This window comes from Lysobacter sp. F60174L2 (assembly GCF_052547135.1).
The window spans coordinates 1-23,751 of the sequence record NZ_JBQWRA010000001.1 but is presented as its reverse complement, the minus strand read 5'-3'; the positions used below and the strand labels follow the sequence as shown (position 1 = coordinate 23,751).

Below are 23,751 nucleotides of genomic sequence, written 5' to 3'. Positions count from 1 at the left end.
GTACGGCTAACCGTCGAGCGCGGCCGCCACGAACGGCGGCAGCGTCTGCGCGCCCTTGTGGATGTCGGCGCTGTAGTACTTGCTGTCGAACGCCTTGGCGCGCGCGTCGGCCTCGCGGAAGTCGAAGCCGCCGGACTTGCGCGCCAGCGTGCACGACCACCAGCCGGTCGGGTAGCACGGCTGCGGGAACGGCAGGGTCTGGAACGAGGTGAAGCCGGCCTTGCCCATTTCCGCGCGCATCGCCTTGATCAGGTCGAGCAGCACCAGCGGCGACTCGGACTGCTGCACCAGGATGCCGTCGTCCTTCAGCGCGCGGAAGCACGATTCGAAGAACGCCTTGTTGAACAGGCCTTCGGCCGGGCCGACCGGGTCGGTCGAGTCGACGATGACGATATCGAGGCTGCCGGGCGCGCAGTTCTTCATGTAGGCGATGCCGTCGTCGAACAGCAGCTGCGCGCGCGGGTCGTCGTTGGACTCGCACAGCTCGGGGAAATACTTCTCCGACATGCGCGTGACCTGCTCGTCGATGTCGCACTGCACGGCCTTCTCGACGCCGGGGTGCTTGAGCACCTCGCGCAACGTGCCGCAATCGCCGCCGCCGATGATGACGACGTTCTTCGGGTCGGCATGGGTGAACAGCGCCGGGTGCGACATCATCTCGTGGTAGAGGAAGTTGTCGCGCGTGGTCAGCATCATCGCGCCGTCGATCAGCATCAGGTTGCCCCAGTCGGTGCTCTCGAAGATCTCGATCTTCTGGAACTTTGATTGCACCTCGTCGAGCTTGCGGGTGATGCGGTAACCGATCGCCGAGCCGGACGGGTCGAAGTTCTCGTAGTGCCAGGTGGTGTCGGGGGTCATGGGCGGTTCGTCCAGCGGGGGCGGATGCGAATTGTAGCGAACGCTTGCCGCGTACCCGTCAACGTCGCTTAGGATGTCGGCCACCTCGGGGGGAGGACAGGGATGCGATCGGTAGAGGCTTATCGGGGACTGGTCGAACGGCTGGAGCGCGAGTCGCGCGAGTCGCCGCGGCGCTACCGCTTCAAACTCGCGCTGCTGGCGGGGCTCGGCTTCGTGGTGCTGGGCGGCTCGGTGCTGCTGGCGCTGGGGATGTCGGCGGGGCTGGTGCTGGTGCTGGTGGCGATCAGCCCGCTGCTGCTGCTCAAGCTGCTGAAGGTGGTGTGGATCCCGGTGGCGTTCGGCTGGGTGATCCTGCGCGCGCTGTGGATGAGGTTCGACGCACCCCACGGTTACCGCCTGCGCGAGGGCGAGGCGCCGGAGCTGCGCGCCGAGATCGAGCACCTGCGCCACCAGGCCGGCGCGCCGCCATTGGCCGGCATCATCATCGACAACCGCCTCAACGCCGCCGCGGCCTCGATGCCGCGCGCAATGGGCCTGCTCGGTAGCGAGCATTACCTGGTCCTCGGCCTGCCACTGCTGCAACTGCTCGACCGGTACCAGTTTGGCGCCGTGGTCGCGCACGAGTTCGGCCATTTCGGCGGCGGGCACGGCCGCTTCGCGGGCTGGATCTACCGGGTCCGCGAGAGCTGGTTCCGGGTGCTGGAGGAACTGGAGCTGCGCCGCTCCCGGGTGGTGCGCCTGTTCACCCGGTTCTTCGACTGGTATGCGCCGTACTTCAACGCCTACAGCTTCGTGCTCGCGCGCAGCAACGAATACGAGGCGGACGCGATGGCGGCGAAGCTCGCCGGCCCGCAGGTCGCGGCGCAGGCGCTGGTGCGCATCAACCTGGGCAGCGAGCAGCTCGACCGCGATTTCTGGCCCGGCGTGCGCAACGCCAGTCGCACCGATCCGCACCCGCCGCAGGCGTTGTATACCGACATGGCAGGGCACCTGGCCCGGCCGGGCATGGACGAGGCGACCCGCCTGGCCGCACTGCTGGAGGAGCAGCCCGGCCTGGAGGACACCCACCCCACGCTGGCCCAGCGGCTGGCGTTCCTCGGGGTCGAGCCCGAGCTGGTGCCGCCGCCACCGCGTTCCGCCGCCGACAGCCTGCTGGGCCCGTTGCAAGCGCTGCTGGAGGCGCATTTCAGCCACGAGTGGCGCGAAGGCGTAGGCGAGCACTGGCGCCACCGCCATGAGCAGCACGGCCGCGACGCGGCGGAACTGGCCCGGCTGGAGGCCCTGCCGACCCGCAGCGACGACGAGGCGATGGAATACGCGCGGCTGGTCGAGGACCTGCGTCCGGACACCGACGCCGCGCCGCTGTATCGCGCCGCACTGGCCTACCTGCCGGACCACCCGATGGGCCATTACCGGCTCGGCGCGCTGCTGCTGGCGCGCGACGACAGCGCCGGGGTCGGTCACATGCGCAAGGCGATGGACGTGGACCCGGACGCGGTCGAGCCCGGCCTGCACGAACTCGATGCCTATTACCGCCGTCGCGGAGACCTGGCCCAGCGCGACGCGATCCGTGACCGCCTGCGGGCGATGCGGACGCGCGCGATCGACGCCGCCTATGGCCGCCGGGAACTGACCCGCGCAGACCGGTTCGGCCGCCACGCGCTCGACGAGGACGAGCTGCTGGCATTGCGGGACGTCCTGGAGCGCCATGGGCGCGTCAAAAAGGCGTGGGTCGCGCGCAAGCTGCTCGCCGGCGATGCGTCCGGCGTCCCGCACCATGTGGTGCTGGTCGCCTTCAGCGGCATCGTCTTCAGCGAGGACAGGCTGCTCGGCGAACTGGCCGAAGCCATCGAGATGCGCGGCAGCTTCATCATCTGTACCGCCAGCAACCGCAAGACCGTCGCCAGCCGGGTGAAGAACGCATCGGGCGGCCCGCTCCACGGCGGGCGCTAGCGCGTCCTCACCGGCGGATCCGGCAGGGGCGATAGAATGCGCGTCCCCACAACTGCTGGTATCCCGCCGATGGCCGACTGGTCGATTGATCAGGCCCGCAAGACCTACTCGATCCCGCACTGGAGCGAGGGTTACTTCGACGTCGACGACGCCGGACGGGTCACGGTGCGCCCGGGTGGCGCGGCCGGCCCCGTGGTGGCGCTGCCGGAGGTGGTCGACCAGGCCCGGGAAAACGGCGCCAAGCTGCCGTTGCTGGTGCGCTTCCCCGACATCCTCGGCGACCGCCTCGGCAAGCTGCAGGGCGCTTTCAGGCACGCGATGGACGAGGCCGACTATCCCGGCGGCTATACCGCGGTCTACCCGATCAAGGTCAACCAGCACCGCGGCGTTGCCGGCGTGCTGGCCTCGCACCACGGCGAGGGCTTCGGGCTGGAGGCCGGCAGCAAGCCGGAGCTGATGGCGGTGCTGGCGCTGAGCCGGCCCGGCGGGGTGATCGTCTGCAACGGCTACAAGGATCGCGAGTACATCCGGCTGGCGCTGATCGGCCGCAAGCTCGGGCTGCAGACCTTCATCGTGATCGAGAAGCCGTCGGAACTGCCGCTCGTGATCGAGGAAGCGAAGGCGCTCGGGGTCGAGCCGGGGCTGGGCGTGCGCATGCGGCTGGCGTCGCTGGGCGCCGGCAAGTGGCAGAACAGCGGCGGCGACAAGGCCAAGTTCGGGCTGTCGCCGCGGCAGGTGCTGGACCTGTGGAAGCAGTTGCGCGGCGCCGGCATGACCGACTGCCTGCAGCTGCTGCACTTCCACATGGGCTCGCAGATCTCCAACGTGCGCGACATCGCCAATGGCATGCGCGAGGCGATCCGCTACTTCATCGAGCTGTCCAAGCTCGGCGCCAACGTGCGCTTCATGGACGTCGGCGGCGGCCTCGGGATCGACTACGAAGGCACCCGCTCGCGCAGCTACTACTCGATCAACTATGGCGTGCAGCAGTACGCGTCGAACATCGTGCAGCCGCTGGCCGAGGCCTGCGCCGCCAATGGGCTGGTGCCGCCGCGGATCATCACCGAGTGCGGCCGCGCGATGACCGCGCACCACGCGGTGCTGGTCGCCAACGTGTCCGAGGTCGAAGTGGCGCCGGAAGGCCGGCTGCCGGACGAGCACGACGACGAGCCGGCGGTGATCCGCCACCTGCGCGGAATCCACGCCGAACTCGATTCACGCCCGGCGGTCGAGCTGTTCCACGAGGCCGTGCACTTCCACAGCGAGGGGCTGGCGGCGTACGCGCTCGGCCAGATCGACCTGGTCCACCGCGCGCGCCTCGACGACCTGTTCTACCTGATCGCCCACGGCGTGCGCGCGCGCCTGAGCCCCGGCGAGAAGAGCCACCAGTCGGTGCTCGACGAACTCAAGCAGCGGCTGGTCGACAAGTACTTCGTCAACTTCAGCGTGTTCGAGTCGATGCCGGATGTCTGGGCGATCCAGCAGGTGTTCCCGATCGTGCCGATCGAGCGCCTCGACGAGGCCCCGACGCGGCGCGGCGTGATCGCCGACCTGACCTGCGACTCCGACGGCCGCATCGACACCTACGTCGAGAACGAGGCACTCAACACCTCGATGCCGGTGCATCCGCTCAAGCCCGGCGAGAGCTACCGGCTCGGCTTCTTCCTGGTCGGCGCCTACCAGGAGATCCTCGGCGACATCCACAACCTGTTCGGCGACACCGACGCGGTGGAAGTGCGCGCCGATGGCGACGGTTACCAGCTGGTCCAGCAGCGCCGCGGCGACACCACCGACGTGATGCTCGACTACGTCGGCTATGACCTCGACGACCTGCGCGCGGCCTACCGCGACAAGGTCGCCGCCGCACGGTTGCCGGAGGCGGAAGCCGAGCGCATGAACGCCGCGTTGGAAGCCGGGCTCACCGGCTACACCTACCTTGACGACACCCCGGCCGCGTAGCAGGTCGACCTGACGCCCGATGCGGGCAACGAGAACAGCATGAAGACTGGATTCATTGGCCTCGGCGCGATGGGCGCGCCGATGGCCCGCCACCTGCACGGACGGGGCCTGCTGGCGGCGGTCGGCAACCGCACCCAGGCCAAGGCCGACACACTGGCGGCGGAACTCAAGGTGCGCGCCGCACGCTCGGCCGACAACTTCGCCGACTGCGAGGTGGTGGTGCTGTGCGTGTCGCTCGACATCGACGTGATCGAAAACGTCAACGCGCTGGCGAACGTGCTGAAGGCCGGCTCGGTGGTGGTCGACCATTCGACCGTGTCGGTGCAGACCGCGCGCCGCGCGGCGGCGGCGCTGGCCGAGCACGGCATCGGTTTCGTCGACGCGCCGGTGTCGGGCGGGGTCGAGGGCGCGCGCAACGGCAGACTGTCGGTGATGGCCGGTGGCGACGCCGCGGTGCTGGAGAAAGTGCGTCCGGTGCTGGAAGCCTACGCCGCGCGGATCAGCCACATGGGCGAGACCGGCGCCGGGCAGGCGACCAAGGCGGTCAACCAGGTGCTGGTCGCCGGCATCAACGAGGCGGTCTGCGAAGGCCTGGCGCTGGGCGAGAAGCTCGGCCTCGATCCCGAGGTGTTGCTGCCGACGCTGATGGCCGGCGCCGCCGGCAACTGGTTCCTCGACAAGCGCGGCGCGACCATGCTGCGCAGCGAGTTCGCGCCCGGCTTCAAGAACGCCCACATGCTCAAGGACCTGCGCATCGTGCAGGCGATCGCGGCGGGCAGCGGCCTGCGCACGCCGACCCTGGAGCAGGCCCTGGCCGACTACGCCGAACTGGTCGAGCGCGGCCACGGCGACGCCGATACGTCGGCATTGATCACCCTCAAGCGCCAAGGCTGATCCGCCTGCCGGATCACGCCCGGCGCCGCTCGGAGCGTCTGTAGGAGCGACGTAAGTCGCGACCTCACTGATCCCGCAATGTCGCGCATTGCGCGCATGGAATCGTCGACACGGGTTCCTCGAGTGGTCGACAAGGGTTCCTGGTCCCGTGGCGCGTACGGCCGGCCGATTCCGCCGTGCGATCGCGACTTACGTCGCTCCTACATTCAAGCGGTCCACGCCGGTCGCGTCAGTCGTGAATCGTCCGCCGGTTTCACGGCGACTCAGCTCGCCGACTACGCCGAACTGGTCGAGCGCGGCCACGGCGACGCCGATACGTCGGCATTGATCACCCTCAAGCGCCAAGGCTGGTCCGCCTGCCGGATCACGCCCGGCGCCGCTCGGAGCGTCTGTAGGAGCGACGTAAGTCGCGACCTCACTGATCCCGCAATGTCGCGCATTGCGCGCATGGAATCGTCGACACGGGTTCCTCGAGTGGTCGACAAGGGTTCCTGGTCCCGTGGCGCGTACGGCCGGCCGATTCCGCCGTGCGATCGCGACTTACGTCGCTCCTACATTCAAGCGGTCCACGCCGGTCGCGTCAGTCGTGAATCGCCCGCCGGTTCGCGGCGACTCAGTTCGCCGAGGCGGGCCTGCGGTGTCCCAGCCGTTCGCCCATCACCGCGCCGCACCACGCCGCCGCCAGGCTCAATACGATCGCCAGTGCGTTGTGCTTCAGCACCGTCGCCAGCGAGTCCATCGGCGGCTGCGCGATCATCAGCAACGTCACCACCACCGCCAGCCACAGCGCCGCGGCCAGGCCCAGGGCGATCCAGCGGAAACGCCGCCGCGCGATCCAGCCGCCCAGCAGCATCGCGCCGAAGGTCACCAGCAGGCCACCGAGCGGGATGCTGCCGGAACCGGTTTCCAGTGGCAGGTCGAGCTGCCGACCCGAAAGGCTGATCAGCAGGTCGAACACCAGCATCGTGGCCAGCGCCGCGATGCAGCCGAGCAGGACGCGCTTGCTCATTTCGTTTTCCCCTGTGCCCGCCACTGCGGATCAGTGGCGAGTCTACGACAGGGGCGGCTACTTGACCTTGATCGCCATCGCCGGAAGCCCGCCGCGCTCGAGCTTGCGCTTGGCGTCGGCGAGGTCGCTTGCGGTGCCGTACGGGCCCATCCGCACGCGGTGGATGGTCTTGCCGTTGATCTGCGCCGACTCGACCCGCGCGCTGAGGCCAAGCAGTGCGATCCGCGCCTTCAGTTCCTCGGCCTGGGCGCCGGCCTGGAACGCGCCCGCCTGCAGCAGGTAGCGGCTGCCATCGCCGGCACCGGCCGCAGTGGCGCTGTTCGGGCCGGTGACCGGGCTGGTCGCGACCGGGCGCGGGGGCTCCGGCGCGGGAGTGGCCGGCGTGGTATCGACCGGCTGCGGCAGTGCGCGATCGGCGGCGATCTCGGCCTGCTCGGCGGCACGCTGCTGCGCGGCCAGGCGCGCATCTTCCGCGCGCTCGGTGGCGGCCAGTTCGGCATCGCTGATCGGCGTTTCCTTGCCCGGCAACAACGTGTAGAAATCGAACTCGGGCCGTTTGTCCGCGGTGTCGGCCGGTTCGCTTGCGCGCTTCGGCGGATTACGGGGCTCGGCGGGCGCGACCAGTTCCTCCTCGGCGGTCGAGACCGGTGCCGGTTGCGCGTCCGGGTTGGGCTGCGGGCGGAAGAAGCCGTCGCCATCGGACTTCAGCAGTTTCGGCGCGAACAGCACCGCGATGATCGTCAGCAGGATGCCGAGCACCATCCACGCCCAGCCGGGCAGCCCATTGTTGCCCTGGTTGCGCCGGGCCTGCGATTTGCCGCGTCGTGCTGCCACTTACATCACCTCGGGGGCGCTGACGCCCAACAGATCAAGACCGTTCGCGAGCACCTGGCGCGTTGCCATCGCCAGCGTCAATCGCGCATGGCGCGTGGCGGCGTCGTCGACCAGGAACTGGTGGTCGTTGTAGTACGTCTGGAACGTCTGTGCCAGTTCCAGCAGGTAGGCCGCGATCTGGTGCGGTTCCAGGTCGCGGCCGGCGCTCTCGACCACGTCGGGATAGCGCAGGATCGCGGTCACCAGTTCGTGCGCGGCCTCGTCGTCGAGGTCGAGCGATTGCGCCAGGCCATCGTCGCGGTCGAAGCTCAGGCCGCGCTCGGCCAGCTGCCGCATCAGCCCGCACATGCGCGCGTGGCTGACCTGCACGTAGTAGACCGGGTTGTCGAGCGACTGGCTGCGCGCGAGGTCGATGTCGAAGGTCAGCTGCGAGTCCGGCTTGCGCGCGACCAGGAACCAGCGCGTCGCATCGCGGCCGGCCTCGTCGATCAAATCGCGCAGGGTCAGGTAGCTGCCGGCGCGCTTGGACAGCTTCACCTCCTCGCCGCCGCGCATGACCGTGACCATCTGGTGCAGCACGTACTCCGGCCAGCCTTTCGGAATCCCGGTGTCGAGCGCCTGCAGGCCGGCGTGGACGCGGGCGAGGCTGCCGTGGTGGTCGGCGCCGAGCTCGGTGATCGCGCGCTCGTAGCCGCGCTGCCACTTGCTCAGGTGGTAGGCGACGTCGGGCACGAAGTAGGTGTAGGTGCCGTCGGACTTGCGCATGACGCGGTCCTTGTCGTCACCGAAATCGGTGCTGCGCAGCCACAGCGCACCGCCTTCCTCGTAGGTGTGGCCGTGGGCGATGAGCTCGCGCACGGTCTCCTCGACCTTGCCGTCGGCGTACAGCGACGACTCCAGGAAGTAGACGTCGAAATCGACGCCATAGGCTTCGAGGTCGCCGTTCTGCTCGCGGCGCAGCCAGGCCACCGAGAACTGCCGGATCGCATCGAGGTCGTCGGCATCGCCGGCGCCGGTGACGCTGTTTCCCTCGACCTCGACCGTGGCGCCATCGAGATAGGCACGGGCGACATCGGCGATGTAGTCGCCGCGGTAACCGGCCTCGGGCCAGTCGCTGTCGTCCGGCGTCCGGCCCTGCGCGCGCGCCTGCACCGACAGCGCGAGGTTGTTTATCTGCACGCCGGCGTCGTTGTAGTAGTACTCGCGCGCCACTTCCCAGCCGTTGGCGGCGAGCACGCGGGCGATGCAGTCGCCGATCACCGCCGCGCGGCCGTGGCCGACATGCAGCGGCCCGGTCGGGTTGGCCGAGACGTACTCGACCCCGGCGCGGTGGCCCTTGCCCGACTCGTTGCGGCCGAATGCCTCGCCCTGGGCGAACACCTCGCCCAACTGGCGCCGCCAGGCGGCCTCGGCGACCTGGAAGTTGATGAAGCCGGGACCGGCGATCTCGACCTTGGCGATGTCGTCGTTGGCCGGCAGCGCATCGACCAGCGCCTGCGCGATCGCCCGCGGGTTGGACCTGGCCGGCTTGGCCAGCAGCATCGCGGCGTTGGTCGAGAAGTCGCCCTGGGCGCGGGTCTTCGGCCGCTCGATCACGAAATCGGGAGCGGACAGGTCGGCCGGCAGGGTGCCGTTGGCGCGCAGCGTATCGATGGCCTGCGCGACGAGCGCGCGGAGGGTGGCTTTCACGGGATCTCGGCGGGTGGAACGGAACCGGTCATTTTACGCCAGAACTGGCGTGGCCGTCTGAAGCGGCAGGGGAGGGGCGTAGTTCGGGCGTCGAGGTTTTCAAGCCGGGCTTCGGTTGGGTTCTCGAGGGAGGCGGCCGGCGGGGGAATTGCTCCAGCCCTTCATCAGGACATCCTGTCCTGAGGCGGGCCGCGGGCCATCCATGGCCCGCTTTTACGCAATATCCCCACCGTCCGCCTCCCTGCCGGGCTGCGTCGGCTTCGGGAGTCGGCCTTCGTGTAGGAGCGACGTAAGTCGCGATTTCACGGCGATTACCGGCATCAGTGAAATCGCGACTTACGTCGCTCCTACAGAAGGTGCGTTTGCTCGCGATCGGGATGTCAGCGATGTGCCCTGCAGCCGCGTCCGACCCATTAGCCACGAAGCCACGAAGCCGTGAGCCGCGAGCAGGCCCGAAGCACAAATCACAAACCGCGACGCGGCGTCCTGCCGGGGTGTTGCGGAGAGTGCGCCATGGATGGCGCACGTCCCCGACTCGGGCCATGGATGGCCCGACGAAGGGGCGGAGACAACACCCCGGCAGGGCGGCGCTTGTGTCCGAAGCTATGAACCCACCCGCTTCTGCCGTTGCCGTTGCCGTTGCCGTTGCCGTTGCCGTTGCTGTTGTTGTTGTTGTTGTTGCTATGTCTTTTTGCTCCCAGCACGGCGTCGCGATAACCCATTCGCCTACACCCACCCCCGCGCCGCCAGCGACACCGGCGGCCCGTCGGCGATCACGAAATGGTCGAGCAACCGAAGGTCGACCAGCGCCAATGCCTGCTTCAGCCGCGCCGTGACCGCACGGTCGGCGGCGCTGGGCTCCGGATTGCCGCTTGGATGATTGTGGCCCACGATCACCGCCGCCGCGTTGTGCGCCAACGCACGCCGCACCACCTCGCGCGGATGCACCTCGGCGCCGTCGAGCGTGCCGCGGAACAACTCCTCGAACGCGATCGCCCGGTGCCGATTGTCGAGGAACAACGCCGCGAACACCTCGTGCTGCAGGCTGCGCAGGCGCTGGGCGAAATAGCGCCCGGCCGCCTGCGGATCGCTCAATGCAGCGCCGCGCTCCAGGTCGGCCGACAGATGCCGATGACCCAGCTCCAGCGCGGCCGACAACGCGCAGGCACGTGCCGGCCCCAGGCCGGGCAAGCGCGCAAGTTGCTTGGCACCGAGTTCCAGCAGCGCACGCAGCGGCCCGTGCGCGGCGAGCAGCTCGCGTGCGGTCTCCACCGCATCGCGCCCCGGCAGGCCGGAGCCAAGGAAGATCGCCAGCAACTCCGCGTCCGACAACACGCCGGGGCCGCGCGCCAGCAGTTTCTCGCGGGGACGCTCGTCGGCGGGCCAGTCGCGGATGTGCACGAAGGAATCTCCTCGGGGTCGGGTCGGGTCGGGTCGGGTCGGGCAGGTCGGGTCCGGGATTGGAAGCGGGGCGGGGAGAAGGAGTGCTCCGCGCCCCGTCGCCCTCACCAAAACGACGGGCGTGCTCCGCCCCGCTTCCAGGTCCCCATGCTGGAGCGCCGAACCGCCCCCGACGATCGGGCCGTACCGCCGCTTCGGGTAAGATGAACCCCGGTTCCGCGCTCGGATTTCCCTGAACGTGCCAGCGCTCGATGGTCAAAAAATCCTGCTGTGCGTATGCGGCGGCATCGCGGCCTACAAGGCCGCCGAACTGGTCCGCCGGCTCGGCGATGCCGGCGCCACGGTGCAGGTCGCGATGACCGCCAACGCATCGCGTTTCGTCGGCGCGACCACCTTCCAGGCGCTGTCCGGCCGCCCGGTCCGCACCTCGCTGTGGGACGAGGCCGCCGAGGCCGCGATGGGCCATATCGAACTGGCGCGCTGGCCCGACCGGATCGTGATTGCCCCGGCCACCGCCAACACCATCGCCCGGCTCGCGCACGGGTTCGCCGACGACCTCGTCAGCACCCTGTGCCTGGCCACCGGCGCGCCGATCGCGATCGCGCCGGCGATGAACCGGCTGATGTGGGCCAACCCCGCCACCCGGGCCAATGTCGAGACCCTGCGCGCGCGCGGCGTGCTGCTGCTCGGCCCCGGCGCCGGCGGCCAGGCCTGTGGCGAAGTCGGCGAAGGCCGCATGCTGGAGCCCGACGCCATCGTTGCCGCCCTGTCGCAGGCATCGCCATGAGCGCCGGCGTGCTGGCCGGGCGCCGGGTGCTGGTCAGCGCCGGGCCGACGTTCGAGGACATCGATCCGGTGCGTTTTCTCGGCAACCGCAGCAGCGGCAAGATGGGCTTCGCGATCGCCGCCGCCGCGGTTGCCGCCGGTGCCCAGGTCACCCTGGTCGCCGGTCCGGTCGCATTGCCGACCCCGGCCGGGCTGCAGCGCATCGATGTGCGTTCGGCCGCGCAGATGCATGCCGCGGTGATGGCGGCGCTCCCGGTCGATGTCTACATCGGCGCCGCCGCGGTTGCGGACTTCACCCCGGCGCAGGTGGCCGGAAGCAAGATCAAGAAGCAGCCGGGCAATGACGGACTGGTGCTGCAACTGGTACGCAACCGCGACATCCTTGCCGAGGTCGCCTGCCATGCCGACCGTCCCGCGCTGGTGGTCGGCTTCGCGGCGGAGACCGACAACGTCGAGGCCAACGCCCGCGCCAAGCTGGACAGGAAACGCCTCGACCTGATCTGTGCCAACCGGGTCGGCCTCGCCGGCAGCGGGTTCGAGAGCGACGAGAATGCGCTGGTCGTCTACGGCGCGGGCATCGAGCGCGCGCTGGGGCCGGCGCCGAAGATCGCGCTGGCCGAAGCCCTGGTCGCCCTGGTCGCCGAGCGCGTTGCCGAGCGCCTGGCAGCGGCCCCGCCGGCCAAAGGCGCATAAGCGCCGATCACGGCACGGCACTCCAGACACTTTTGCTTTATCCATGGGCGCATTGCCCGACGGCCGACCGGACAGACCGATGCAGCACGCGCTTGAACTGAAGATCCTCGACCCCCGCTTCGGCACCGACTGGCCGCTGCCCGAATACGCGACTGCGGCCAGCGCCGGGCTGGACCTGCGCGCCGCGCTCGACGACGCCCTGACCCTGCAGCCGGGCGATGCCGCGCTGGTGCCGTCGGGACTGGCGATCCACCTCGGCGATCCCGGCCTGTGCGCGGTGATCCTGCCGCGCTCGGGGCTCGGCCACAAACACGGCATCGTGCTGGGCAACGGCACCGGACTGATCGACGCCGATTACCAGGGACCGCTGATGATCAGCCTGTGGAATCGCGGGAACGAGGCTTTTACGATGCAGCCGGGGGATCGCATCGCCCAGCTGGTCGTGCTGCCGATCGTGCGCGCGACGCTGCAGGTGGTCGATGAATTCGAAACCAGTGCGCGCGGCGCCGGTGGCTTCGGCCATACGGGTGTCCGCTGAGCCGCACCGGTGAAAGTACGGGCAGGGGAACCACGATGATCGACATGAAGATGGAACGGCCGCAGGTCTCGCTGGACACATTCAGGCCGCTGTTGCCGGCAGTGGCGGTGGCCTGCGCGCTGCTGGCGGCGTGGATGGGCTGGAACGCCTGGCAGCAGCATCGCGACGACGCCCGCCATGGCGCGATCGAGCAGTCGCGCGACGCCGCGGTGCAGCAGATCGGCGCGGTGCTGGCGGCCGGGCACAAGCGGTTCGCCGAGGAGCTCGAGGACCCCGCGCTGCAGGCGGCGATCGCCGGCGACGAGTTCGCCCGGGCCGGTACGTTGCTGGTCGACGGCTGGCCCGGCGCGACCCGGGGCGAAGTACTGGCGCCGGGGCTCGACCGTGCCTACGCGGCGTTGCCGGATCGCGGCTACGGCACCGTGGCCGCGATGGAGGCGGCGCTGGCCGAGGACAAGCCGGTGGCGTGGATGGTCCGCGTCGAGGGCGAACCGCGGCTCGCGCTCGCCGCCCCGGTACGCAAGGACGACCGCGTGGTCGCGGTGGCGCTGGTCCAGCTCGATCCCCGGCCCGTCACCGGGCCGGTGGGATCCGCCGCGGTCGGCGACGATACCTATCTTGCCTTGCGCCAGCGCGGCCACAGCCTGGTCGAGCGCGGCGACGTCGATCTCGCGGGCGGCGCCGAGGCGCTGGCCAAACCGGTTGCCGGCAGTGACCTGCGCGTCGCCGCGGCGGTGCCGGACGTGGCCGGCGCGCCCTTCGGGCTGGGTGCGATGGGGTGCCTGGTCGCGACCCTGGTGCTCGCGTTGCTGGCCCTGCTGGCGTGGCGCGCACCGCAGCTGGCCGCCCGTCGTGGCGCCGCCGCCGGTGAGGCGGATGCGGATGCGGACGACGATGCGACCCTCCTGACCCTGGCCGAGTCCGCAGCCCTCTCCCCCGACGAAGAAACCGCAACCGTGACCAAGGAAGCTCCTCCGCCCGTACCTGCGTCCCCCGGGGACGCATCCACCCCCGCCATCGACCGCGGCATCTTCCGCGCCTACGACATCCGTGGCGTGGTCGGGCGCGACCTGTCGCCGGCCGTCGCCGAGCTGATCGGCCATGCGATCGGCTCGCTGATGCAGGAGAAGGGCCACGCCGAGATCGTGGTCGGCCGCGATGGCCGCCTGTCCGGCCCGGACCTCAGCGCCAGCCTGATCACCGGCCTGCGCAAGGCCGGCCGCAACGTGGTCGACATCGGCATGGCGCCGACCCCGCTGGTGTACTTCGGCGCCTACGAACTGCGCGCCGGCTCCTGCGTGTCGGTCACCGGCAGCCACAACCCGCCGGACTACAACGGTTTCAAGATCGTGGTTGGCGGCGAGACCCTGCATGGCGAGGCGATCACCGACCTGTACGCGCGCATCGCCGACGACCGCCTGCACACCGCGCCGACCCTGGGCCTGTTGCAGGAGCGCGGGATCGATGACGACTACGTCCGTCGGGTCGCGTCCGACATCCAGATCGACCGGCCGCTGAAGGTCGTGGTCGATGCCGGCAACGGCGTCGCCGGCGAGCTCGGCCCGAAGGTGCTGGCCGCGATCGGCGCCGAGGTGATCCCGCTGTACTGCGAGATCGACGGCACCTTCCCCAACCACCACCCGGATCCGAGCGAGCCGCACAACCTGGCCGACCTGATGCAGATGGTGGAGCGCCTCGACGCCGATCTCGGCATCGCGTTCGACGGCGACGGCGACCGCCTCGGCGTGGTCACCCGCGACGGCCACAACATCTTCCCCGACCGCCTGCTGATGCTGTTCGCAGCCGACGTGCTGGAGCGCAACCCGGGCGCGCAGATCATCTTCGACGTCAAGTGCACCGGTCGCCTGCCGGGCTACATCCTGCGCCACGGCGGCAGCCCGCTGATGTGGAAGACCGGCCACTCGCTGATCAAGGCCAAGATGCGCGAGACCGAGGCCGAACTGGCCGGCGAGATGAGCGGCCACTTCTTCTTCCGCGAGCGCTGGTACGGCTTCGACGACGGCATCTACTCGGCCGCGCGCTTGCTGGAAATCCTTGGCGCCCAGCCGGGCCGGCCCAGCGACGTGCTCGACGCGCTGCCCGATGGCATCGCGACGCCCGAAATCAAGGTCGATGCGCCTGAGGGCAACCCGCACGCGTTCGTCGAGCAGTTCATCGAGCAGGCGAAGTTCGACGATGCGCGGTTGTCGACCATCGATGGCCTGCGGGTCGACTGGGCCGATGGCTGGGGCCTGGTGCGCGCGTCCAACACCACGCCGGTGCTGGTGATGCGTTTCGACGCCGACAACAAGGAGGCGATGGTGCGGATCAAGGACGCGTTCCGCACGCAACTGCTGGCGCTGCGCCCGGACCTTGCCCTGCCGTTCTGACGGGTTCGTGGTGTCGCCCTGCTCCGATCGGCGCAGGGCGGTGGTTCAGCCGTTGCTGTCGTCGGCCGGCTTCTTCAGCTCGCGATAACGCTCCAGCGCCGCCGCCAGTTCATCGTCGGCGGTGCTGCGCTCGTGTTGCTGGGCGGCGAGCGTCGCCTGCTGCCGTCGCAGTGCCGCGTGCTGGGTCTGGATGCTGCCGGCCAGCGGCTTGGCCACCGGCTTGCCGGCGAGTTCGGCCTCGCTGGCGCGCTGCAGCAGGTTGACCAGGCTGCGGCGCAGCCCCTCGATGCCGAGCCGCGACGACTTCACCGAGGCGTCCAGCAACCCCAGCCGGTTGTCGTATGCGCGGACCAGGTCGGCCTCGCTGGCGTAGGACTCGACCATGGCCAGTTCTTTCCGCTGCCGGGCGGCCTCCGCCAGCGCGGCGAGCCGGTCCTGCTCGGCCCGGGCTTCGGCGGCGGCGCGCTCGGAGTCGGTCGGGGCGCGGTCCAGCCGTTTGGTGGCGATGCCGCTGGCGTTGAACTCGGTGCGCGCGTTGTCGACCGCGCTGGCCGGCAGTGCGTCGCCACAGACCTTGCGGTCGCCGTCGTTCCAGCAATAGATCTTCTTGCCGGCAGGCTTCTGCGCCAGGGCCGGCGCGGCCAGCGCCAGCAGGAGGGTCATGCCGAGCAGGGACGGGACAGGCTTGTTCATGTCGGTCGGTGTGGTTGCGCGCGGAGCGTCCAGCGCCTTCAAACCAGTTAACGCAAGAGTCGGGCCAGTGCTGTCATGGGGGCGTCATCGGCAGTGGACCGCTCAGGCGTCGTCGCGGCTGCCGTACTCCGAACGGTAGGCCAGCAGCCGCGGGCGCTGCGCTGCGAGGTCCGCCGAGCCATCGGCGAATGCGAGCAGGTCGTCGAGGCTGGCGACCGCAACCACCGGGACGCCGTGTTCGGTTGCGACAGTTTGTGCCGCCGAGCGTCGGCTCCGGGCCGGGTCGACGGCTTCCTGCCGGTCCAGCGCGATGACGATGCCGGCGACCGTGCCCCCGGCTGCGGCGATCATGCCCAGCGCCTCGCGGATCGCGGTGCCGGCGGTGATCACGTCGTCGACCACCAGCACCCGGCGACCTTCCAGCGGTGCGCCGATCAGCGTGCCGCCCTCGCCATGGGCCTTGGCTTCCTTGCGGTTGAACGCCAGTGGCAGGTCGCGCCCGCGGCGGGCGTATTCGCAGGCCAGCGCGGTCGCCAGCGGGATGCCCTTGTAGGCGGGACCGAACAGCAGGTCGAAATCGGCCAGTCCGCCCGTGCGCTGCGCCGCGTCGATCGCGTCGGCGTAGCAGCCGGCCAGCTCCGCCATCACGGCGCCGGAATCGAAGCGGCCGGCATTGAAGAAGTACGGGCTGCTGCGGCCGGACTTGAGGGTGAATTCGCCGAAGCGCAGGGCCTGCGCGCGCAAAGCGAGTTGCAGGAAACGGGTGCGGTGGTCGGTCATCTTGCTGGGGCCTGTGGGAGGTCGGGGGACGGGTCGTGCGGGTGGCCGGTCAACCGGTACAGCAGCAGGTGCTGCGGGCCGGCGTCGCCGCCGTGGAACAGTTCGCCGCTGTCCTCGAAACCGGCGCGGCGATACGTGGCGATCGCGGCGTGGTTGCGGCAGTTCACGGTCAGGGCCAGCAGCCGATGCCGCGGATGGCGGCGGGCGGCATCGTCGCAACAGGCGCGGACCGCGCGCGTGCCAAGGCCGCGCCCCTGCTGTCGATGGTCGACCAGGAACGCGCGCAGCCCCAGGTGCGGTTGTGCCAGCGCACGCCCGGTCACCGCGTTCGGGGCGCGGTCGAGGCGGTAGAAGCCGATCACCTGGCCGCCGGCGAGTATCGCCATCGCGTCGCTGAGCGGATCGCGCAGGGCGTCGTCGAGGTTGAAACCGGCGTCGCCGACGAACGGCCGCTGCGCCGCGGTGACCCGCAACCGCCGCACCGTCGGCGCCAGGGTCGCGTCGACGGGGACCACCCCGACCTCGACGGTCGCGCCGATGGCCGGGACGGGGGACGGATGGACGGACATGGGTGAATGATAGGCCACCGCCGGCACGCGCCGCGCCCTGCGGCGGCGCCGTTGTTATGATCGCCGGACCCTCGTCGTGGAGCGCGCATGCGCATCGTCAGCTTCAACGCCAACGGCCTGCGTTCGGCCGCCCGCAAAGGCTTTTTCGACTGGTTCGCCGGGCACGATGCCGACCTGCTCTGCGTGCAGGAGACCAAGGCCCAGGAACACCAGCTGGCCGGCCCGGAGTTCCTGCCCGACGGTTACCGCGCGTTCTTCCGCGACGCCATCACCAAGAAGGGCTACAGCGGCGTCGCGATCTACAGCCGGCGCGAGCCCGACGAGGTCCGCACCGCACTGGGCTGGGCGCCGTTCGACGACGAAGGCCGCTACATCGAGGCGCGTTTCGGCAACCTCAGCGTGGTGTCGTTCTACATCCCGTCCGGTTCCTCCGGCGAACTGCGCCAGGGCTTCAAGTTCGAGGTCATGGACTGGCTCAGGCCGGTGCTCGACGAGTGGCTCGCAAGCGGTCGCGACTACGTACTGTGCGGTGACTGGAACATCGTGCGCAGCGCGCTCGACATCAAGAACTGGAAGTCCAACCAGAAGAACTCCGGTTGCCTGCCGCCCGAGCGCGACTGGCTCAACGGCCTGTGCGCGGACGACGCGCCGCGCAGCTGGGTCGACAGCTACCGCGCGCTGAACCCGGACGCGCAGGACTACACCTGGTGGAGCAACCGCGGCGCGGCCTACGCCAACAACGTCGGCTGGCGGCTCGACTACCAGCTGGTGACGCCGGAGCTGGCGACGCGGCTGCAGGGCTGCTCGATCCTGCGCGAGCCGCGGTTCTCCGACCACGCGCCGTATACCGTCGACTACGCCGGGCCACTCGCGTGAGCGCCGCGCCGGCCGCCACGCCATCGCCGCGGCCGAAGGGCTGGCGCGGCATCCTGGCCGCGTTCGGCACGCCGTCGGCCGGCACGCTGTTCTTCCTCGGCTTCGGTAGCGGCCTGCCGTTCCTGCTGGTCGGCTACACGCTGTCGATCTGGCTGCGCGAATACGGGCTGGAGTTGAGCACGATCGGCCTGCTCAGCTACGTCAGCATGTTCTATGTGTTCAAGTTCCTGTGGGCGCCGCTGATCGACCGCTGGAACGCGCCGCTGCTGGGCGTACTCGGCCGGCGCCGGGGCTGGCTGGTGCTGTCGATCGCGGTGCTGGTCGCGGCCCTGGCGGGGATGGCGTTCACCGGGCCGGTGCAACTGGCCACCTTCGTCGGCTTGGCGGCGTTGACCGCGTTCGCCGGCGCCACCCAGGACACCGTGGTCGACGCCTACCGGATCGAGATCGCGCCGGTCGAGGCGCAGGGCGCGCTGGCCGCGACCTACACACTCGGATATCGCTTCGGCCTGATCGTGTCGGGCGCCGGCGCGCTTTACATCGCCGATTTCAGCGGCTGGCGGGTGGCCTACCTGAGCATGGCCGCGGTGCTGCTGCTGCCGCTGCTGGCGGCGCTGTTTGCGCGCGAGCCGGCGCAGATCACCGTCCGCGAGCGCAAGAGTTTCGGCGAGGCGTTCGTCGGGCCGTTCAACGAATTTTTCCGGCGTCACGGGGTGGCGGTGGCGATCGCGCTGCTGGTGTTCGTCGGCCTGTTCAAGCTGCCCGACCAGATGCTCGGCGTGGTCGCCGGCCCCTTCTACATCGACACCGGCTACAGCAAGGCCGAGATCGCCACCGTGTCGAAGCTGTACGGGGTCTGGATCGGTATTGCCGGCGCGTTCCTCGGTGGGGTGTCGGTGGCGGCGCTGGGCATGCGCCGCTCGATCCTGATCGGTGCGCTGGGGCTGTCGCTGTCGAACCTGCTGTACCTGCTGATGGCGATGAACCCGAGCGAGACCTGGGCGTTCGTGGCGGCGCTGTCGGGCGACAACCTGGCGCTGGGGTACGCGGGCGTGGTGCTGATTGCGTTCCTGTCGGGATTGACCAGCCGCGAGTTCACCGCGACCCAGTATGCATTGCTCGTTTCGCTGGCCAACATGCCGGGTAAGATCGTCGGCGGCATGTCCGGTTTCATGGTCGAGCAGTGGAGCTACGTGGGGTTCTTCGTGTTCAGCTCGCTGTCGATCGTGCCGACCCTGCTGCTGCTGGCCTGGCTGTGGCGGCGCCGGCAGTTGTTCGAGCCCGATGCCGTGGAGGCAATCGACAACGAACCATCGCAACAACGCGCCTGACCGGACGGTGATCCGGCGCACGCCGCGGCAACGCGCGCAGAGGATGTACAGATGACCGAAAGCATTGTGTTGCACATCGACCCGTTGCTGCTCGAGCGCGTGCGCCGGCTGGCCGCGGCGCAGGGCTGGAACGAACAGCAGGCGCTGGGCCATCTGGTCGAGCACGGGTTGTTTGCCTGCGAGGCCGAACTGGCCGCGCGGTTCAGTGAATCCGATGCCGATGCCCTGCAGGCGGCGATCGCCGCGCTGGAGGAGATCGAGGACGACCCCGGCTTCGCCAGGATTGGCCGGGACGGGAGCGGCTGAGTTTCGCTGCCCGGCGGCGGGTCAGCCGGCGGGATGGATCGCGCCGAGCACCCGCGGGCCGATCGCGCCGGTCACGCCCGGCAGGTTGCCCGGCCGCCCGGCCAGGGTCTGGCGGGCCAGCCAGGCGAAACCCATCGCCTCGACGAAATCCGGATCGATCCCGTGTGTCGCCGTCGATTCGACAGCCGTCCCGGGCAGGTGCTCGCCGATCCGCTGCAACAGGCGCGGGTTGTGCACGCCGCCGCCGCACGCCAGCAGGCGCCGGGTCCGCGGCTGCTGCGCACGCAGCGCATCGGCGACCGTCACGGCGCTCAGCTCCAGCAGGGTCGCCTGCACGTCGGCGGCGGCCTCGTTGCCCGCGAGCCGCGACTGCAGCCAGCCGAGATGGAAAAACTCGCGGCCGGTGCTCTTCGGCGGCGGCAGCGCGAACCACGGCTCATCCAGCAGGCGCGCCAGCAGTTCCGGATCGACGCGGCCACGGGTGGCGAATGCGCCGTCGGCATCGTAGGGCCGGCCCAGTTCGCGTTCGCACCACGCGTCCATCAGCGCGTTGGCCGGGCCGGTGTCGAAGCCGCGCACGTCGCCCGTGGCGGGCAGCAGCGTGAGGTTGGCGATCCCGCCGAGATTGAGCACCGCGCGGTCTTCGCTGTAGTCGCGAAGTACCGCGGCGTGCAGTGCAGGCAGCAGCGGCGCGCCCTGGCCGCCGGCGGCGACGTCGCGACGACGGAAATCGGCGACGGTGGTGATGCCGCAACGCTCGGCGATGACGTTGCCGTCGCCGATCTGCATCGTGAACGGATAGCGTCCATCGAGCCGCGCGCCGGCCGGCCGGTGCCGCACGGTCTGGCCGTGCGAGCCGATCGCGCGCACCTCAGCGGCGGCAACTCCGGCTTCGGCGAGCAGTTGCCGGGTGGCATCGGCAAACGCTTCGCCGATACGCACGTCCAGGGTGCCCAGTTCCTCCAGCGACTGCAGTGCGCCGCCCTGGCCCAGTTCGACCAGTCGCTGGCGCAACGCCGGTTCCCACGGAAAGGCGCGGCCGAGTTGCAGCTCGCAGTGGCCGTCGGCATCGAACCGCACCAGCGCGGCATCGATGCCGTCGGCGCTGGTGCCCGACATCAGGCCGACGAACAGTCCTTCGAGCGGCCGACCCTCCCCGGCGCCCGCCCGATGCGACGCGGGCCCGTCCGGGCCTTCGCCCGCCGGGCCCGCGGCTACGGGACTCATGCGATCAGGCCTTCTTGTCGGCCTTAGGCGGCTTGGCCGGGGCGGCCGGCTCGACCTTCGCGTACATGATCTTCTCGACCTGCTGGATCCGCGCCAGCGCCGGCGCGGTCTGCGCCCGGAACGCAACCAGCGCGGCGCCCTTCAACGGCTCCGGCGGCGGCATCGTCACCGTCAGCGGGTTGCGATGGACGCCGTTGATGCGGAATTCGTAGTGCAGGTGCGGCCCGGTCGCGAGGCCGGAGCTGCCGACATAGCCGATCACCGTGCCCTGCTTGATGCTGGAACCGCGCTTGTACTTGCCGAAGCGCGACATGTGCGCATACAGGGTGGTGTAACCGCGGCCGTGGTCGAGCACGATGGTGCGGCCGTAGCCGCTCTTCCAGCCCACGAACTTGACACGCGCGTCGCCGGCGGCGTGGATCGGTGTGCCGGTGCCCGCGCCATAGTCGACACCGTCATGGCGACGGGTTCGGCCCAGCACCGGATGCTTGCGCGCCTTGGTGAAACCCGAGGTGACCCGCGCGTACGGGATCGGCATGCGGATAAAGGCCTTCTTCAACGGCCGGCCGTCGGCGGTGTAGTAGCCGACCTTGCCGTCGTGTTCGAAGCGGAACCCCGAGAACGTCTTGCCGCCGGTGGTGAAGGTCGCCGCCGCCACCTCGCCGGTGCCGATGCGCTCGCCCTCGCGCCACAGCTGTTCGTAGACGACGCTGAAGCGGTCGCCTTTCTGCGCGTCGGTGAAGTCGATGTCGTACTGGAAGATGTCGTCGGTGAGCGTCGCGATTGCCGATGGCGACAGCCCGGCCTTGCGCGCCGAGGCGTACAGCGAGCTGCTGATCTCGCCGCTGGCGACCACGGTGCGTGACTCGGTCGGGCGCTCGATGACCTGCTCGGTGATCGTGTCGGCGCCGATCGCCAACTCGACCCGATGGGTGGGGTCGCGATCGAAACGGAAGGTGCGCAACTGGCCGTCGGCCGGCAGGTCGAAGCCGAGTTCGGTGCCGGGACGCAGCCGGGTCAGGAGTTGCTTGGCGCCCGGTTGCTCGAGGATCCGGTACATGGTCGATGCCGGCACGCCCATGCGCTCGAACAGCGCGCCCAGGGTCTCGCCGCTCTGCACCCGCACCACCTGCCAGCTGTCGTCGGCCTGCTCGTGCGCGCGGGCCTGTGGCAACGGCGGCAGCGCCAGCGCCATCGACTGCCGCGGGGCCTGTGCGGGGTCGCCGTGGACGGCGTCGAAGCCGGGTACGATCGAGGCGACCAGCATCCCCAGCGTGGCGAACAGGCTGGCCTGCACCCACTGCCGGCGCGACCAGCGGCCGTTGAATCCATCGGAGAGGTGGCGTGCCAGCACCGGACGGTGGAGGGCGGCTTCGCGCAGGTCCTTCAGGCGCTGGCGCCGGTCCTGGTCGTGCCCGGGGGCTGCTGTCATCGATATCTCCGGCGCACAGGCGTGTGAAGGTGGCGTTGCGGCGTTACGATAGTGACGCGAGAAGTATGCGTCAAACCCTTGAGCTGAATAGGGTTTCTCGATTTCTCCTTTGTATAGGCATGGTTAATTCACGTTTATGATCGCGGTCACATCGCGGTCATGGCCCCGACCGCGAGCAGTCCCTTGTCCGTCGAACCTTCCGTCAACCCATCCCCCCTCTCCGCCGCTCCATCCGCCTCTCCGGTCCAGGCCGCGATGGAGCTGATCGGCCGCGGGGCCGACGAGATCCTCAAGCAGGACGAACTCGTCGAGCGGCTCAGGCTCGGCCGCCCGCTGCGGATCAAGGCCGGCTTCGACCCGACCGCGCCGGACCTGCACCTCGGTCATACGGTGCTGTTGAACAAGCTGCGCCAGTTCCAGGACCTCGGCCACCAGGTGATCTTCCTGATCGGCGACTTCACCGGGATGATCGGCGACCCGACCGGCAAGAGCGCCACCCGCAAGCCGCTGACCCGCGAGGACGTGCTGGCCAACGCGCAGACCTACGCCGAGCAGGTGTTCAAGGTGCTCGACCGCGACAGGACCGAAGTCCGCTTCAACTCCGAGTGGTTCGGCCAGATGTCCGCCGCCGACATGATCCGGCTCGCCGGCCAGCACACCGTCGCGCGGATGCTCGAGCGCGACGACTTCGCCAAGCGCTACGCCGCCCAGCAGTCGATCGCGATCCACGAGTTCCTCTATCCGCTGGTGCAGGGCTACGACTCGGTCGCGTTGCAGGCCGACGTCGAGCTCGGCGGCACCGACCAGAAGTTCAATCTGCTGATGGGCCGTGGCCTGCAGGAGTCGCACGGCCAGCCGCCGCAGATCGTGCTGACCATGCCGCTGCTGGAAGGTCTCGACGGCGTGCAGAAGATGAGCAAGTCGCTCGGCAACTACATCGGCATCGACGAGCCGGCGATCGACATGGTGACCAAGACCATGAAGATCGACGACGTGCTGATGTGGCGCTGGATCGAGCTGCTGAGCTTCGATATCTCGATTGCCGAGGTGGTCGACCTCAAGCGCCGGATCGGCGCCGGCGAGCTGAACCCGCGCGACCTCAAGCTGCGGCTGGCCCACGAACTGGCGGCGCGTTTCCATGGCGGCGAGGCGGCGGACCTCGCCGTCGCGGGCTGGAATGCCGCCGTGCGCGGGCAGGGCGACACCGCGCAGCTTCCGCTCAACGACGTCGCGGTACCGCCGGACGGCCTGCGTATCGCCGCGCTGCTGACCGCGGCCGGCCTGACACCGAGCAACTCCGAGGCCAATCGCAAGCTCAAGGAGCGCGCGGTGCGGATCGACGGCGCAGTGGTGGAGGATGCCCAGCGCGTGTTGCAGCCCGGTTTCGAAGGCGTGCTGGCGGTCGGAAAGCGCACCTTCGCAAGGGTCCGGCTGGTTGCTGGCTGAACAGGCGGCCGCCGCCCCGAAAAAAATTTCACATTGCCTCTTCCCGTAACGTTAACGGGTGTGCATAATGCGCGGCCCGCAACGACC

At 69.7% G+C, this 23,751-nt stretch carries 19 protein-coding genes and 1 pseudogene; 10 read left to right on the top strand and 10 right to left on the bottom strand.

Annotation, left to right across the window (positions count from 1 at the left end; genetic code table 11):
* Nucleotides 1–6: 6 nt before the first annotated feature.
* Nucleotides 7–858, bottom strand: coding sequence for a polyamine aminopropyltransferase (speE, locus tag ACT9AS_RS00100; protein ID WP_445098084.1), 852 nt, complete (start codon nucleotides 856–858; stop codon nucleotides 7–9).
* A gap of 102 nt (nucleotides 859–960) precedes the next feature.
* On the opposite strand from speE, the gene ACT9AS_RS00095 reads away from it, so the two are divergent.
* The 3 genes from ACT9AS_RS00095 to ACT9AS_RS00085 all read left to right on the top strand — a co-directional run bounded on the left by ACT9AS_RS00095 (nucleotide 961) and on the right by ACT9AS_RS00085 (nucleotide 5,664).
* Complete coding sequence (locus ACT9AS_RS00095; RefSeq protein WP_445098083.1) at nucleotides 961–2,811, top strand: M48 family metalloprotease; 1,851 nt, start codon at nucleotides 961–963, stop codon at nucleotides 2,809–2,811.
* Nucleotides 2,812–2,880: 69 nt separating this feature from the next.
* Nucleotides 2,881–4,770 carry an arginine decarboxylase gene (speA, locus tag ACT9AS_RS00090; RefSeq protein ID WP_445098998.1) on the top strand — a complete coding sequence of 630 codons (1,890 nt, stop codon included), beginning with the start codon at nucleotides 2,881–2,883 and terminating at the stop codon, nucleotides 4,768–4,770.
* Nucleotides 4,771–4,809: 39 nt separating this feature from the next.
* Nucleotides 4,810–5,664: an NAD(P)-binding domain-containing protein gene (locus ACT9AS_RS00085; RefSeq protein ID WP_445098082.1), complete on the top strand. Its 855-nt coding sequence runs from the start codon at nucleotides 4,810–4,812 to the stop codon at nucleotides 5,662–5,664.
* Between the two features lie 613 nt (nucleotides 5,665–6,277).
* Here ACT9AS_RS00085 and ACT9AS_RS00080 read toward each other — a convergent pair.
* The 4 genes from ACT9AS_RS00080 to radC all read right to left on the bottom strand — a co-directional run bounded on the left by ACT9AS_RS00080 (nucleotide 6,278) and on the right by radC (nucleotide 10,597).
* Nucleotides 6,278–6,673 carry a hypothetical protein gene (locus ACT9AS_RS00080; protein ID WP_445098081.1) on the bottom strand — a complete coding sequence of 132 codons (396 nt, stop codon included), beginning with the start codon at nucleotides 6,671–6,673 and terminating at the stop codon, nucleotides 6,278–6,280.
* Nucleotides 6,674–6,730: 57 nt separating this feature from the next.
* Entirely contained in the window at nucleotides 6,731–7,507 is a 777-nt protein-coding gene (locus tag ACT9AS_RS00075; RefSeq protein ID WP_445098080.1) for an SPOR domain-containing protein, read from the bottom strand.
* Nucleotides 7,508–9,196, bottom strand: a complete 1,689-nt coding sequence (gene argS / locus ACT9AS_RS00070) for an arginine--tRNA ligase (protein WP_445098079.1) — start codon at nucleotides 9,194–9,196, stop codon at nucleotides 7,508–7,510. It lies immediately after the preceding gene.
* Nucleotides 9,197–9,922: 726 nt separating this feature from the next.
* Nucleotides 9,923–10,597: a RadC family protein gene (gene radC, locus ACT9AS_RS00065; protein ID WP_445098078.1), complete on the bottom strand. Its 675-nt coding sequence runs from the start codon at nucleotides 10,595–10,597 to the stop codon at nucleotides 9,923–9,925.
* 226 nt (nucleotides 10,598–10,823) lie between these two features.
* Here radC and coaBC point away from each other — a divergent pair.
* From coaBC to ACT9AS_RS00050, 3 genes and pseudogenes are all read left to right on the top strand, one after another.
* Nucleotides 10,824–12,076, top strand: a pseudogene (gene coaBC, locus ACT9AS_RS00060) (bifunctional phosphopantothenoylcysteine decarboxylase/phosphopantothenate--cysteine ligase CoaBC).
* Nucleotides 12,077–12,155: 79 nt separating this feature from the next.
* Complete coding sequence (gene dut / locus ACT9AS_RS00055; RefSeq protein ID WP_445098077.1) at nucleotides 12,156–12,614, top strand: dUTP diphosphatase; 459 nt, start codon at nucleotides 12,156–12,158, stop codon at nucleotides 12,612–12,614.
* A gap of 38 nt (nucleotides 12,615–12,652) precedes the next feature.
* Entirely contained in the window at nucleotides 12,653–15,004 is a 2,352-nt protein-coding gene (locus ACT9AS_RS00050; RefSeq protein ID WP_445098997.1) for a phosphomannomutase/phosphoglucomutase, read from the top strand.
* A 45-nt stretch (nucleotides 15,005–15,049) separates the two neighbouring features.
* Here ACT9AS_RS00050 and ACT9AS_RS00045 read toward each other — a convergent pair whose 3' ends face one another.
* The 3 genes from ACT9AS_RS00045 to ACT9AS_RS00035 form a co-directional block, all read right to left on the bottom strand.
* Complete coding sequence (locus ACT9AS_RS00045; protein ID WP_445098076.1) at nucleotides 15,050–15,697, bottom strand: hypothetical protein; 648 nt, start codon at nucleotides 15,695–15,697, stop codon at nucleotides 15,050–15,052.
* Between the two features lie 102 nt (nucleotides 15,698–15,799).
* Nucleotides 15,800–16,477 carry an orotate phosphoribosyltransferase gene (gene pyrE, locus ACT9AS_RS00040; RefSeq protein ID WP_445098075.1) on the bottom strand — a complete coding sequence of 226 codons (678 nt, stop codon included), beginning with the start codon at nucleotides 16,475–16,477 and terminating at the stop codon, nucleotides 15,800–15,802.
* The gene (locus tag ACT9AS_RS00035; protein WP_445098074.1) at nucleotides 16,474–17,046 is read right to left on the bottom strand and encodes a GNAT family N-acetyltransferase; all 573 of its coding nucleotides are present in this window, start codon (nucleotides 17,044–17,046) and stop codon (nucleotides 16,474–16,476) included. Before ACT9AS_RS00035 ends, pyrE begins: the two co-directional genes overlap by 4 nt.
* An 87-nt stretch (nucleotides 17,047–17,133) precedes the next feature.
* Between ACT9AS_RS00035 and ACT9AS_RS00030 the strand changes: the two genes are divergently transcribed.
* From ACT9AS_RS00030 to ACT9AS_RS00020, 3 genes are read left to right on the top strand one after another with little or no spacing between them, the layout of a single operon-like run.
* Nucleotides 17,134–17,922, top strand: a complete 789-nt coding sequence (locus ACT9AS_RS00030; RefSeq protein ID WP_445098073.1) for an exodeoxyribonuclease III — start codon at nucleotides 17,134–17,136, stop codon at nucleotides 17,920–17,922.
* Entirely contained in the window at nucleotides 17,919–19,253 is a 1,335-nt protein-coding gene (locus tag ACT9AS_RS00025) for an AmpG family muropeptide MFS transporter (RefSeq protein ID WP_445098072.1), read from the top strand. Before ACT9AS_RS00030 ends, ACT9AS_RS00025 begins: the two co-directional genes overlap by 4 nt.
* Nucleotides 19,254–19,304: 51 nt before the next feature.
* Nucleotides 19,305–19,559, top strand: a complete 255-nt coding sequence (locus tag ACT9AS_RS00020) for a hypothetical protein (protein WP_445098071.1) — start codon at nucleotides 19,305–19,307, stop codon at nucleotides 19,557–19,559.
* A gap of 21 nt (nucleotides 19,560–19,580) precedes the next feature.
* Here ACT9AS_RS00020 and ACT9AS_RS00015 read toward each other — a convergent pair whose 3' ends face one another.
* Together ACT9AS_RS00015 and ACT9AS_RS00010 are read right to left on the bottom strand one after the other, a co-directional pair.
* Entirely contained in the window at nucleotides 19,581–20,678 is a 1,098-nt protein-coding gene (locus tag ACT9AS_RS00015; RefSeq protein ID WP_445098996.1) for an anhydro-N-acetylmuramic acid kinase, read from the bottom strand.
* Nucleotides 20,679–20,790: 112 nt separating this feature from the next.
* Complete coding sequence (locus tag ACT9AS_RS00010; protein ID WP_445098070.1) at nucleotides 20,791–22,218, bottom strand: peptidoglycan DD-metalloendopeptidase family protein; 1,428 nt, start codon at nucleotides 22,216–22,218, stop codon at nucleotides 20,791–20,793.
* A 255-nt stretch (nucleotides 22,219–22,473) separates the two neighbouring features.
* Between ACT9AS_RS00010 and tyrS the strand changes: the two genes are divergently transcribed.
* On the top strand, nucleotides 22,474–23,664 hold the full coding sequence (gene tyrS, locus ACT9AS_RS00005) for a tyrosine--tRNA ligase (protein WP_445098069.1): 1,191 nt from the start codon (nucleotides 22,474–22,476) through the stop codon (nucleotides 23,662–23,664).
* The last annotated feature ends 87 nt before the right edge of the window (nucleotides 23,665–23,751 follow it).

What these genes read in the sequence shown, in the direction of transcription:
- speE (WP_445098084.1), bottom strand. Translation starts at nt 858, where the DNA reads ATGACCCCCGACACCACCTGGCACTACGAGAACTTCGACCCGTCCGGC.
- ACT9AS_RS00095 (WP_445098083.1), top strand. Translation starts at nt 961, where the DNA reads ATGCGATCGGTAGAGGCTTATCGGGGACTGGTCGAACGGCTGGAGCGC.
- speA (WP_445098998.1), top strand. Translation starts at nt 2,881, where the DNA reads ATGGCCGACTGGTCGATTGATCAGGCCCGCAAGACCTACTCGATCCCG.
- ACT9AS_RS00085 (WP_445098082.1), top strand. Translation starts at nt 4,810, where the DNA reads ATGAAGACTGGATTCATTGGCCTCGGCGCGATGGGCGCGCCGATGGCC.
- ACT9AS_RS00080 (WP_445098081.1), bottom strand. Translation starts at nt 6,673, where the DNA reads ATGAGCAAGCGCGTCCTGCTCGGCTGCATCGCGGCGCTGGCCACGATG.
- dut (WP_445098077.1), top strand. Translation starts at nt 12,156, where the DNA reads ATGCAGCACGCGCTTGAACTGAAGATCCTCGACCCCCGCTTCGGCACC.
- ACT9AS_RS00045 (WP_445098076.1), bottom strand. Translation starts at nt 15,697, where the DNA reads ATGAACAAGCCTGTCCCGTCCCTGCTCGGCATGACCCTCCTGCTGGCG.
- pyrE (WP_445098075.1), bottom strand. Translation starts at nt 16,477, where the DNA reads ATGACCGACCACCGCACCCGTTTCCTGCAACTCGCTTTGCGCGCGCAG.
- ACT9AS_RS00035 (WP_445098074.1), bottom strand. Translation starts at nt 17,046, where the DNA reads ATGTCCGTCCATCCGTCCCCCGTCCCGGCCATCGGCGCGACCGTCGAG.
- ACT9AS_RS00030 (WP_445098073.1), top strand. Translation starts at nt 17,134, where the DNA reads ATGCGCATCGTCAGCTTCAACGCCAACGGCCTGCGTTCGGCCGCCCGC.
- ACT9AS_RS00020 (WP_445098071.1), top strand. Translation starts at nt 19,305, where the DNA reads ATGACCGAAAGCATTGTGTTGCACATCGACCCGTTGCTGCTCGAGCGC.
- ACT9AS_RS00015 (WP_445098996.1), bottom strand. Translation starts at nt 20,678, where the DNA reads ATGTCGGGCACCAGCGCCGACGGCATCGATGCCGCGCTGGTGCGGTTC.
- ACT9AS_RS00010 (WP_445098070.1), bottom strand. Translation starts at nt 22,218, where the DNA reads ATGACAGCAGCCCCCGGGCACGACCAGGACCGGCGCCAGCGCCTGAAG.
- tyrS (WP_445098069.1), top strand. Translation starts at nt 22,474, where the DNA reads ATGGAGCTGATCGGCCGCGGGGCCGACGAGATCCTCAAGCAGGACGAA.